The organism is Rossellomorea sedimentorum, assembly GCF_046237645.1.
Lineage (GTDB): Bacteria > Bacillota > Bacilli > Bacillales > Bacillaceae_B > Rossellomorea > Rossellomorea sedimentorum.
Window position 1 is genome coordinate 3,313,106 of record NZ_CP143546.1, and the last position, 12,474, is coordinate 3,325,579.

Annotated in this window: 11 protein-coding genes; 2 read left to right on the plus strand and 9 right to left on the minus strand. The window is 43.6% G+C overall.

Annotated elements, in window-relative coordinates:
- Positions 1-183 precede the first annotated feature (183 nt).
- From V1502_RS16275 to V1502_RS16300, 6 genes are all read right to left on the minus strand, one after another.
- The gene (locus tag V1502_RS16275; protein WP_409251677.1) at positions 184-3,267 is read right to left on the minus strand and encodes a DNA translocase FtsK; all 3,084 of its coding nucleotides are present in this window, start codon (positions 3,265-3,267) and stop codon (positions 184-186) included.
- Positions 3,268-3,500: 233 nt separating this feature from the next.
- Positions 3,501-4,106, minus strand: coding sequence for a YtpR family tRNA-binding protein (ytpR, locus tag V1502_RS16280; RefSeq protein ID WP_409251678.1), 606 nt, complete (start codon positions 4,104-4,106; stop codon positions 3,501-3,503).
- 20 nt (positions 4,107-4,126) lie between these two features.
- Positions 4,127-4,924, minus strand: coding sequence for a DUF1444 domain-containing protein (locus V1502_RS16285; RefSeq protein ID WP_409251679.1), 798 nt, complete (start codon positions 4,922-4,924; stop codon positions 4,127-4,129).
- A 1,033-nt stretch (positions 4,925-5,957) separates the two neighbouring features.
- Positions 5,958-6,269, minus strand: a complete 312-nt coding sequence (locus V1502_RS16290) for a thioredoxin family protein (protein ID WP_409251680.1) — start codon at positions 6,267-6,269, stop codon at positions 5,958-5,960.
- A 1-nt stretch (position 6,270) separates the two neighbouring features.
- Positions 6,271-7,287: a PTS transporter subunit IIC gene (locus tag V1502_RS16295; RefSeq protein WP_409251681.1), complete on the minus strand. Its 1,017-nt coding sequence runs from the start codon at positions 7,285-7,287 to the stop codon at positions 6,271-6,273.
- A gap of 543 nt (positions 7,288-7,830) precedes the next feature.
- Entirely contained in the window at positions 7,831-8,343 is a 513-nt protein-coding gene (locus tag V1502_RS16300; RefSeq protein WP_409251682.1) for a hypothetical protein, read from the minus strand.
- Positions 8,344-8,522: 179 nt separating this feature from the next.
- Here V1502_RS16300 and V1502_RS16305 point away from each other — a divergent pair, with 179 nt between their 5' ends.
- Positions 8,523-8,969 (plus strand): YtoQ family protein, encoded by a 447-nt coding sequence (locus V1502_RS16305; RefSeq protein ID WP_409251683.1) that lies wholly within the window; start codon positions 8,523-8,525, stop codon positions 8,967-8,969.
- 138 nt (positions 8,970-9,107) lie between these two features.
- Here V1502_RS16305 and V1502_RS16310 read toward each other — a convergent pair whose 3' ends face one another.
- Positions 9,108-9,641, minus strand: coding sequence for a DUF84 family protein (locus tag V1502_RS16310; RefSeq protein WP_409251684.1), 534 nt, complete (start codon positions 9,639-9,641; stop codon positions 9,108-9,110).
- A 66-nt stretch (positions 9,642-9,707) separates the two neighbouring features.
- Positions 9,708-10,781 carry a M42 family metallopeptidase gene (locus V1502_RS16315; RefSeq protein ID WP_409251685.1) on the minus strand — a complete coding sequence of 358 codons (1,074 nt, stop codon included), beginning with the start codon at positions 10,779-10,781 and terminating at the stop codon, positions 9,708-9,710.
- Between the two features lie 173 nt (positions 10,782-10,954).
- Here V1502_RS16315 and V1502_RS16320 point away from each other — a divergent pair, with 173 nt between their 5' ends.
- Positions 10,955-11,269 (plus strand): hypothetical protein, encoded by a 315-nt coding sequence (locus V1502_RS16320; RefSeq protein WP_409251686.1) that lies wholly within the window; start codon positions 10,955-10,957, stop codon positions 11,267-11,269.
- Between the two features lie 213 nt (positions 11,270-11,482).
- Here V1502_RS16320 and V1502_RS16325 read toward each other — a convergent pair whose 3' ends face one another.
- Positions 11,483-12,319 (minus strand): YtnP family quorum-quenching lactonase, encoded by an 837-nt coding sequence (locus V1502_RS16325; RefSeq protein ID WP_409251687.1) that lies wholly within the window; start codon positions 12,317-12,319, stop codon positions 11,483-11,485.
- Between the last annotated feature and the right edge of the window lie 155 nt (positions 12,320-12,474).

Sequence of the window (12,474 nt, forward strand, 5' to 3'; positions counted from 1 at the left end):
CCTTACCATCAACTGTACACGTTTATTTGATTGTCGTTAATTAAGTATTTTATAAAATGAAAACAGCATAAACAAAACGAAACAAAAAAGTGAAGAACGATCCACGAACATCCTTCACTCTTTTGCTATATAGTTACATGTATTGTGTTAGTGATTTAGTCCGTCTTTTAAGAATACCACTTATTACATGATTGTACTAGTGTCTTGCAGCTCTTCAAGCTCTCTAGAAGAAATTAACACATCTCTCGGTTTGCTCCCTTTTGCTTCTGATACAATCCCGTGGTTTTCCATCATGTCGATGAGTCTGGCTGCACGGTTATATCCTACGCGAAAATGGCGCTGAATAAGGGAAGTGGATGCCCCGCCCTGATCGACCACAAATTCACAAGCTTCGATGAACAGGTCGTCTTCTTGTTCATTGACCTCTGCTTTTTTTAGTAATTCATCCTGCTGGAACAAGTAATCAGGCTCGCCCTGTTCCCTGACGTGGTTCACGATTTCATCAATTTCATCATCGGACACAAAGGTACCTTGAAGTCTTACAGGCTTGGACGAACCGTTTTCAAGGAACAGCATGTCTCCTTTCCCTAGGAGTTTCTCTGCACCGCTAGAATCGATGATGGTTCTGGAATCCACCCCAGAGGATACGGAAAAAGCAACCCTTGTCGGTACATTCGCCTTGATCAATCCAGTGATGACATCCACAGAAGGACGCTGAGTGGCGATAATCAAGTGAATTCCACAGGCTCTCGCTTTCTGGGCAATACGGCAGATGGCTTCTTCTACATCTGCAGGAGACATCATCATCAAGTCGGCCAGTTCATCGATGACGATCACGAGATAAGGAAGTTTCTGGCTTTTCTCCCCATTTCGCTCAGCTTTCAGATTATATCTGGTAATGTCACGCACACCTGTATGTGCGAATAATTCATACCTTCTTTCCATTTCCTCCACTGCCCATTTTAATGCTGCTGTCGCGGCCTTTACATCCGTGATGACCGGACTGACAAGGTGGGGCATGCGGTTATATGGAGCAAGTTCCACCATTTTCGGATCAATCAGCAGAAGCTTCAGATCCTGAGGGGATGCTTTATATAAAAGGCTGATCAAGATGGAATTGATACATACACTTTTACCAGAACCTGTTGCGCCGGCAATCAGTCCGTGAGGCATCTTGTTCAAGTCCGTAACGATCGGTTCACCGGAAATATCAAGGCCCAAAGCGGCAGTCAAAGGTGATGAACTTTCTTGGAATGCGCTGCTTGAAATAATTTCACTGAGTGCAACCGGGCGGCTCTCTTTATTCGGAACCTCGATCCCAATCGTATGTTTTCCGGGTATCGGCGCCTCAATCCGGATGTCCCTTGCCGCAAGGCTCAGTTTAATATCATCCGCCAGGTTTGTGATTTTGTTCACTTTCACGCCGGGTTCCGGCTGCACTTCAAATCTTGTTACAGACGGTCCTTCCGTGACATTCACCACACTGGCTCTTACGTTGAAGTTTGCCAATGTATCATTCAACAAATCTCTTTGTATCTCCAGCCATTCACTGCTTGATTCCTTCACAACCGGAGGAGCAAGGAAATTCAATTGCGGAAACGAGTAGCCTTTATCTTCTGCCGGCAGATCGGCAAGCTCTTCATATTGTTTTAAAGAAGTATCATCAGTCATTGTTTCTTCCACTTCACTTGTAACTGCAGATACCGTTTTTTCTTCCTCATATCGGTGGCCCATCTTTCTTTTGTCCTGTTTCAGCATCAGGACATTGAAAGGAAGATGTGAACGTTTAGATTGCGGTTCCTGTTGAGTTACGTCCTCTGCAGGATCATGCTCCTCTGATGCCGTTGAAGCACTCGTCTCTTCATCTTGAATTTGTTGGATCTCTTCTTCAGGTTCTTTGCTTTCAGAAACCTCATGTGCTTCCAGCATCGAATGCGGTTCGATTGTTTCCTCTAATTGGCTGGTTGCTGTTTTTTCAATATCAGGAGGCTGCTCGTCGCTTTCAACAGCAGGCTTTTCAGGTTGTCTGCATTCATCCAGGTTCTCATCAACCTTTTCGGCTTTCATTTCTGCCAATCGCTTTTTTCTATCCAGCGAACGTTTATCCTGATTCAGCATCAGCACATTGAACGGAAGGTGTGAGCGTTTAGCGGCAGGAGCAGAAGCCGATGAGTCAGATTCCTGATGAAGCTCTTGTGCCGTATCTCCCACAGGGGCTTCTGTCGGGAGGTCCTGAGCTGATTCCTCATTGATTATAGAGACCTCTGAATCTACAGAAGGAGCAGAATGTTCCTCATCCTCCCAGGTTCTTACTGAAAAATCTTCTATCGGAGCCTCCTGCGTAGATTCCACAGAGATAGCAGGAACCTCTGATTTCAAAGAGGACTCTTCATATCCAGTTTCTTCTTCAAGCTCTTCTACTTTTGCTTCTGGAGTTGGTTCCTCCAGAGAAAAAGAAATTTCGGCTTCTGGCTCTTCAACTTCATCCAGCTCCATCGTGCTGTCTTCAGTCTGCAGATCTGGCACATCTGTTTCCACTTGAGCGTCAAGGTTAAGCTCTGTCTTTGCTGGATTCTCTGCTGTTGCTTCCTCAGAGCTTTCAATGACTTTGTTCGGTTCTTCTGTTCTTTCAGCATGCACTGAGTCTGTATGTGCATCACTGCCCGTCATCACAGAACTTGGTTCATTGTAAGCAAGTTTCTCTTCAGGAACTTCGAAAGATTGCGGCACAGCTTCGGTGGAAGCTAGTTCCGTTTCTTCAACACTTGTTTTCTTTGATTCTATTTCATTTTCTTGGATACGAACTTCTTCTGTATCTCTCCAACTCCGCGGCTCACTGCTTTTTAATTCAAACTGAATCGGATCCTTTTTGACCGGCTTGCTGAAACCGTAGATTGGTGACGGAATTTCTGTAGGACGAAATGGCCGCCTCGCCGCCTCATCCTTTTGAGATACCTTGGCTTTTTGCGGCCGCTCTTCTCCAACCTCCACTTCCTTTTCTACAGGTGCTTCCTCGTTTTTAGCAGGGTTGTGCCTCTGCCTTCTTTGCTCTGAACGGGCGGCTCTTTCTTCCCTGCCAGTCTCCCTTTTATCAGGGATGACCGGAAACCGAAATTCACCTTTAGGATATTGATAGGAAACTCTTGCTTCAATTTCTTTATTTTTTTCCTTCGGTTTATCTATTTGCCTCTCCTCTTGATAGGAGGTTTCATTTGAGTGAAATTCATCATCTTTTAATCTTCCAAACATTTTTTTAAGCCAACTCAATTGTTATCACTCTCTCTACTGTAATCACTATTTATTTTAACAGTTAAAAGAAAAAATTCGAGTAAAATCGCCAGAATGGGAGATTTTGTCCATAATTGGCTCCATCAGCCACTTTTATCCCTGAGGTCAGGCTGATCATAGGCTGCAGGTCCCCTGCTATTTTTCCCGATAAAAAAATGACTCAAATGGAACGAAGGTTTCCCATGAGTCATTTTTTATTTTATCTAACTTGTTTAGAATGAGAATGGCTCTCCGACTTTGGCGTCTTCATCCAGTACGAGGATTCCTTTCTCTTTAGGAGCATCAGGCAAGTCAAGCTCTTTCGCAGAGCAGATCATACCTGAAGAAGCCACGCCCCTTAGTTCAGCGTCTTTAATAAGCATTCCGCTTGGCATGACGGCTCCTACTTTCGCAACAACCACTTTTTGGCCGCTGTCGATGTTAGGTGCGCCGCAGACGATCTGCAATGTTTCGTTGCCTACGTCCACTTTACACACACTGAGCTTGTCTGCATTCGGGTGCTTGTCTTTTTCCTGAACATATCCAATAACGAATTTAGGTGAGAAATCCGCTTGAAGTTCTTCGTCAAATCCATTCTTTTGGATTGCTTCATTGATTTCTTGCAGTTTCTCCTGGTTCATTTCCACTTGCCCTTTTGCGTCAATCTTCATATATGTAGAAGCATTGAACAAATTATAACCAAGAGTTTCGCCTGTCTTCTCATCAAAGATCCTTACAGCGTCACCCTTTTTATCATATGAACTTTCTCCTTCAAAGCCTGGCACCATGGAAATGATTAAAGTATCTCCAATGCCTTCATTGTTGTAAAAAACATTCATTTTTATTTCTCCCTTCCAGATTAGCGGTCTTTACGGTCTTGAGCCAGTATAAAAATCGGTTCCAACTCATTATCTTCATATAAGAAGGATAAGGAAGTAATGGGAACTTTTCCATTTGTAAAAAAGCTCATGGTCAATTCAGCAAGAATATCATACCCTGTTTCATTGCGGATGTCACCAATTATCAGTACATCCTGATGCGGCACCGAAACGGTCATCTCGCCTTCTACTTTAGCTTTCATATCCTTAAGGAAAGAGGTATTCAAAATCCTGCTTCCATCATATCCATCATTCGTGTTTAAGAAATGAAACACATTTCCGGCAAGAGTATCCTGCTTTAATTTTATCGGAAGAGAACGCAGGTTGAAGAGAGCCGCCTCTTTCACTTTGTCAGGTGTCCACTCTTCTGTCTGAAGCAGCTTTTCATCAATCATGCGGTATGTAGTCCCAAGATCCACAGCATAGTAAATCCGTGTTTCCGCTGTATGTTCCTCTGTAATAAAAGGGATATCCTCATGTGTCTTAACCGGGAAGGATGTTGAGCGGATTACCGGGAAAATCTTCTTCTCCTTATCCGTTAACGTATGCTGGTAGCCCATTACCTCCAAGGCTTCTTCCACATAATACACCACTTCATCAACGGCCTTTTCTTTGGATACTTCCCACTTCGCGACAATCGGAGCCAGCGTAACACTGATCCCTTTCCCTGTGTTGGTATTCTCTATTCGCAGTACTTCTTTTTCTCTGTCAAAAATAAATTTGCGGTCAGGAGAAGACAGCTTTTCCTCGAGCTTCTTCCTCATTTTCTTTGCATCCATATTTTGCCCTCCTCTTCGCCAGGAGCATACTTTAATCGTTCTTATTGTACAATAAATAGGCTCTGATACAAAATGAAAGGGGATATTCGGCGGAAAGGAGTATCACGGCAATGTCTTTGATGTTCGGTATTTTCCATTCATCACTCTGCTTAAATAGGAAGCTATTTAATATTACGATGTTTAAATGTAAATCACCCATTATAAACCAGAAATCTTTCCATAGTAGGGTGTTTCTGCGTTAATCACCCCATTATAAACTGAGCACCTTTCTATAGTACGGTGTTTCACCCTTAGTCAACCCATTATAAACTGAGCACCCTTCTATAGTACGGTGTTTCTCCCCTAATCAACCCATTATAAACTGAGCACCCTTCTATAGTACGGTGTTTCACCCTTAGTCAACCCATTATAAACTGAGCACCCTTCTATAGTACGGTGTTTCTCCCCTAATCACCCCATTATAAACTGAGCACCCTTCTATAGTACGGTGTTTCTCCCTTAATCAACCCATTATAAAGTGAGCACCTTTCTATATTACGGTGTTTCTCCCCTAATCAACCCATTATAAACTGAGCACCCTTCTATAGTACGGTGTTTCTCCCCTAATCAACCCATTATAAACTGAGCACCCTTCTATAGTACGGTGTTTCTCCCCTAATCAACCCATCATAAACTGAGCACCCTTCTATAGTACGGTGTTTCCCCTTAATCAACCCATTATAAAGTGAGCACCCTTCTATAGTAGGATGTTTTCACCCAAATAACTTCATAATTGAATATCTAGGATTCCTATGACCGGTCGAGGGCGCTACATGTATACATGCGACATCCCAAGACTTTTGACAAATACCGGGTCGTGCCTGTCACGCAGGCAATAATAAAAGCGTAAGCGCCTTGATCAGCCCCGACAGGCATAAGACGTGGGCTAAGTGCTGGAGCGGGATGCAGAAATCAACCTTTGTCATCCACATCCAAAGTAATTTCCTAAACAATAAAAAAACAGAGGAGCATCCGAGCGCCTCTGTTCCCACCATTATAGTCCTTGTATGAACTCTTCGATTTGTTCTTTTGTTTTTCTGTCCTTGCTGACGAACCGTCCAAGTTCCTTACCGTCTTGGAATGCCACAAAGCTCGGAATGCCGAATACGCCGAGGTCTGCACACAGGTCGATGAACTCATCTCTGTCAACGTAGACAAATGTGTACTCGGAATTGTTTTCCTCGATTTCAGGAAGGACCGGTTCGATCACCCGGCAATCAGGACACCAGTCTGCCGAGAACATAAAGATATGCTTCCCGCTGTTTTTCATTGTATTGAATTCTTCCATGCTTGAGAGTTTTTGCATTTTATTTTCCTCCTGTACTGATGTACAGCTGGTCAGATTTTATCCAGCCGACTTTTCTCATATAAAGAGATATTACCAGCGTAAGAATCGCAGGTCCAACAATATGCAAGGTCAAAATTTTCATCCAGACATCAGCTGAAAATCCCATTGTTTTAAGTGTCATGATCTGACCGACGAAACCGCTCGTACCCATTCCCGCACCGGCTGCGTTATTTTCCATTACCCATAATGTTGTCCCGATAGGAGCCAGAATCATCCCGGCAAGTGTCGGGGGAATGAGGATACGAGGATTTCGGACAATATTCGGCACTTGCAGCATGGAAGTCCCAATGCCTTGTGCAAGGAGTCCTCCGAATTTGTTTTCGCGATAGCTCATGACCGCAAAGCCAACCATTTGGGCACTGCATCCGATAGTCGCGGCACCCGCGGCGACTCCGCTCAAATCGAGCATCAAGGCAATGGCAGCAGAGGAAATTGGCGCAGTCAAAGCCAATCCCATCAAGGCTGCAACAAGGATTCCCATTAGGATCGGACGCTGTTCCGTTCCCCATTCAATCCAGCTGCCGAACATTACCATGAACTCCCCAATCCAAGGACCGATCAATGCGGCTGCTGTATAGCCTGCTGCTATCGTAACAAGCGGCGTGACAATAATATCTATCTTTGTCGTCTTGCTGACAAGCTTCCCTATTTCTGTTGATAGGACAGCTGCTACATAAGCACCTGCTGGTCCACCCAAGGCTGCACCGGCTGCACCAGTAACCACTCCTGCAAACAGAACGAGCGGCGGGGCACCTAACCCATAAGCTATCGCCGCTCCAATCGCAGGTCCCATCAAGCTGATTGCCAGATCCCCCATCTCAACCAAGAAGCTAAACCCCAGCTGCTGTCCTATTGTTTTAATGATAAGTCCAATAATTAAAGATGAGAACAATCCCAGCGCCATAAAAGACAAGGCATCGATAAAATAAGCTTTTGCTGAAGGCTTGACTCCCTGTTTCTTTAAAAATTCTTTCATGTTCGGCCTCCTTACTATTTTATTTATATAAACAGAACCATTTACTAGTGTAAAGACACATGTCGTAAATGTCCACAAAAACTTTCTCCCCATTCTTTGTCTTCCCTTAATTTTGGTTTATATGAACTTATTTTTTTAAAGTTCCTCAATTTGTTGGGAAGGCAGGATAGGAGAGCTGGGTGTCTGGTTGGAGCAAAGGTTGCATGGCCTCTCGCACAATTCCTCGGGAGCACTTTTTCCTGCGCCAGCCTTGAAGGGAGGTCAGTATATTCCTAAACATTTTTAAGAAAGGGTTCACATAATAAAAGGCTGTATTCGTGTAGATTGTTGCTTTCGAAAAAATCTAAAGGTCCGGATTTTCCCTTCGGGTACAAGGACTTGTCTAACTGAATAGGGTAATTAGCTCTTTTCTTTCTTGCTTACCAGGGTAGTTCTGTAAATTATGGCTATACCTCTTAAACTTCATCGAAAAAAGCACAAAGTTTTTGAAAAGAGCCTAATAAAAAAACGCCTGGTCAATGACCAGGCGTATACTAAACAGGATTATTTATTTTTAACAGAGGATACGACTTCCATCATAAAAGCACTGTCATCTACGAGGTCGTCCTTTACGGATTGAGTCGTCATTTTGATGCCGCCAATGCCCGTCGTCAACTCAAACAGTTCCTTTTCCACCTCACGGATCACAAAATAACCAAACCTGTCGTCATCTGTGAAGGTTTCTTGTTTGATAATATCGGTATCATCCTGTACAGCAAGCTCATATAAATGTTCGCTGTCGGCAGTGACATTTTGATTATAAAATAAGATATAAGTATTATTGCCATCTTCAATAATGACATTATTTGCATTCTTTTCTTTAATTGTTGCACCAGAAGGGAGATAAAACTGGAAATTTTCTGTTTCTTCTTTCGTGTCTTCCACAGGATTTTCAAATGTTTCTTTCACTGCTTCCACTGCTTCTTCCTGACTTTCCTCCAGTGTTGCACTGCTGCAGCCTGCTGTCAGAATAACCAGAAGAATGACAGAAAATTTGACTATGATTGACTTGGACATCATATCACTCCTTACCTAGCAATAGTTCTTTTCTATCATACCCCTCAAAAAGCACTATTGACAACCCTCTATTTATTAATATTCCCCATCTTTCGACAATTGATGAGAGCCTTTCCATTCGTTTGCATTTTCTATTCATGATAAAATAAAATCAAAATATTTGGAGGAGGTTGTCAGGTATGGAATTAACGGTCTATTTAGCAGGAGAAATTCATAGTGACTGGAGAAATGAAATTAAGGACAAGGCTCAGGCATTGCAGCTGCCCCTTTCATTTGTCGGTCCAATGGAAAACCATGAACGTTCCGATAATATCGGTGAGGAAATTTTAGGAGAACGCCCGGATGCTGTTTTTAAAGATGACGCAGCTTCTGACTTTAACAATCTGCGTACTGAGGTGTTGATGCAGAAAGCCGATTTGGTCATCGCTCTATTCGGCCAAAAATATAAACAATGGAACACGGCAATGGACGCCAGTGCGGCTATTGCAAAAGGAAAGCCTCTGATTTTAATTCGTCCACAAGAACTTCACCATCCACTCAAAGAACTGTCGAACAAAGCAAACGTTACAGTTGAGACGGTCAACCAGGCCCTTAAAGCATTATCATACATTTTTGATGAAAAATAACACAATAAGGAAGCACTCCAGCTTCCTTTTTTCTTTCTGGAAACTTCACCTATCAGTAAGCATGCAAGTCTCGTGGCAGTATCAGCCCCGAATATCCAAGCGGCATGCAGCCCAAAGACGTTCTCAATAAACAAGTTTTTAACTTTCGCTTGACCCCGTTCTCTTAAATTCCCACTGCCCCACAAGAAGCTTCACTGTGTGTTTGAACATTTCATCTCTGTTGACGGCTCCATTTGTGAAGATACCCATTGCTCCTTCCTGATGACGGATGCCTTCACTCAGGCAATAGTCATCCATGACCGGGCCCAGTTCTTCTCCATTAAGCAGTCTATTTGCAATCGATTCCGGGAGAAGAATCCTCGCTCCGCCTGCTATGATCGGATCCTTTCCTTTTTCAGCAAGGGCTCCCCAATTGCAAAGGAAAAGACCATATTCAGTTTCAACGACTCCTCCTTCCAATCCAATCCCGATGTCTCCATTGGACATTTCCAGCACGGCTGTTGCTCGGTTGACGGCACCCTGGATTGTCTCTTCATCTGAAAAAGGCTGTTCGCTCACACCTGATTCGGTTTTGAAGTTTTCAAAGTGGATCTCTTCTTTCAACAGCTCGGCGAATCCTCCTTGGACAGCTTTTATTTTTGCCTTATTGGTTGTCCCAATTCCGATGATCATGAAGATCCTCCTTCCTTTTTTACACATAAAGAAAGAGAGGTCCTCCCCCTCTTTCTGTCTCTACTATTAAGCGTTTTGACGAATGCTTTCGATTGTGGAACGGTCGCATTCTTTTACAAGCTTCGTAAGTAACTCTTTAGCAGCTGCGTAGTCATCTACATGAATCATGGAGGCTGCCGTGTGGATGTATCGGGAACAGATGCCGATTACCGCACTAGGCACACCTTCATTGGAGATATGCACACGGCCTGCATCCGTACCGCCTTGTGACACGAAATATTGATAAGGAATATCATGGGATTCCGCTGTATCCAAGATGAATTCCCTCATACCTCTGTGAGTGACCATGGAGCGGTCAAGAATTCGAAGCAAAGCGCCCTTACCAAGATGGCCGAATTCCTTTTTGCTTCCAGACATATCGTTTGCAGGGCTTGCATCCAGCGCAAAGAAGATATCCGGATTGATCATATTGGCCGCTGTCTGTGCACCGCGGAGCCCCACTTCTTCCTGTACGGTGGCACCGGAATATAATGTATTAGGGAGTTCCACGCCTTTCAGCTCTTTTAAAAGTTCCACGGAAAGTCCGCAGCCATAACGGTTATCCCAAGCCTTCGCAAGGATTTTCTTTTCGTTGGCCATTGGAGTGAACGGGCAGATCGGCACAATTTGCTGACCAGGTTTGATACCGATTTTCCTGGCATCTTCTTTGTCATCCGCACCGATATCGATCAGCATGTTCTTGATAGCCATAGGCTTGCTGCGCTGAGACTCGTCCAGCAGGTGTGGAGGGATGGAACCGATGACACCTGTTACAGGGCCGTTATCGGTAATGACCTGAACACGCTGAGCCAATAGCACCTGGCTCCACCAGCCGCCAAGTGTCTGAAAGCGGATCATTCCGTTATCCGTCACGGAAGTAACCATGAATCCTACTTCGTCCATATGTCCGGCAACCATTACCTTAGGACTGTTTTCCTCTCCTTTTCTCACGCCAAAAATTCCGCCGAGTCCGTCCTGAATGATTTCATCCGAGTACTTGGTCAGTTCCTGTCTCATAAATTTACGTACCGCATGCTCATTACCGGGTGCACCAGGCAATTCAGTCAGCGTACGGAACAACTCCATTGTCTCTTGATTCATAATGGCTTAAACCCCTTTATGTATGTATTAATAATCTCTTTTTTCTATTTTACAGAACTTTCAAGCGACTTTCCACAAATGTTGCTTGAAATCAGACCGACCCCTTAATGATGTACCTTCTTGAAAAGTTTAGTATAATATAATGAGAAATATACGTTGTAGGAGGAAAAGTAATGAATTGGAAATCGTTTTTACTCGGTGCAGCAACGGGGATTGCCGGAGGGTACTTACTTAAAGAAACACTTTATACGCAAACATTGCATTCTCCTGAAAAAGTTCTGCAAAAAGTCAAAGATGCTTTTAAAAAAGAAGGACCAATCGACGGCTCCTGGATCGGCATGGTGCCTGAGAGCTATGAAGTCTATCCAGTCAAAACAAAAGTGTACCGCGGGGGAATATCCCGCCGAAGAGATGGAGAGCTTCAACAATATGAATTTGTTGCCGACTCCACCAATGGAACTGTATTGAACATTCAGCAGATTTCCTGAATAAATTGTATGCGCCCTGTAGAAGCAAGAATCGGAAAAAGAGATTAAGCGATTCAATTTTTTCCGACTTCCCTTTGAAGTGCAAGTCACTGAGCTGTCCTTTTTTCCAAGCTTATTGACTGCGCAATAGAAGTCAGTCGTACCAGTGGCGCTGAAACCGGACATAAAAAAACTGAAAGGCAATGGGATGCCTTTCAGTTTTTTTGTTTTATTCTACCTGTCTACTGATTGTTCTATTTCACCCTGTTCGTTCCACTTCAATGCACGATACACGGCATCATGGTAAAACAGGAACCAATATCCTTCATCAATGGCCTTTTGAATCCATTTTTCTTTTGCAAAAATGGATGTCATCGGATAATCGTCATAAGCTAACACCCATAGCGGGTTCTTGTGGGCATGGGTCGGCATCAAATCTGCCATATGAATGAGCTTATTCCCCGCTCTTTCAATAACAATGATGGAATGGCCGTCACTGTGACCCCCGGTATGAATCATTTTGACGCCTTCAAGAACTTCTAATTCATCCGTAAATGTCTTTACCTGATGAGTAATGCTCTCCCAGTTTTCTTTCCAGTATGTATTCTTGGAGCGGATATTAGGGGTCCTCATTTCGTCCCATTCCGTTTGGGACGTGTAGATCTCTGCATTAGGAAAAACAGGTACGAGTTTGTCACCATCGTATTTGGTCAATCCGCATGCATGATCAAAATGCATATGGGTCATCAAGATGATATCGATGTCTTCGGGACTCACCCCCAGCGCATTCAGTGATTCCTCAATGGAGGATTCTTCTGTAACCCCATAGTTACGCTTCTGTTTATCCGTAAGCTTCCCGTTTCCTACCCCAGCCTCGATCAAAATATTTTTACCATCGAGCTGAAAATAAATCGGATCTGTCCTTAACTCTATCTGATTTTTTTCATTGACCTCATATTTTCTGGACCATAACGGTTTTGGCACAACACCGAACATCGCACCGCCATCCATCCTGGTTACCCCTCCATTCAGCCACTTAAAAGTCAGACCTTGTAGCTCCAATGTTTCCATATTCTTTCTCCCCTTTCTTCTTCTTCATATTATCAGAAAATTCATTGAAATTGAACTTATAAACAGGACAGCTCTTACAAAAACTTGTTTTTGCCGGTTTTTGTATGAGAGTGTGGGGCAGTGCTACAGCTCTTATACCAATTCAACGTTTTCTC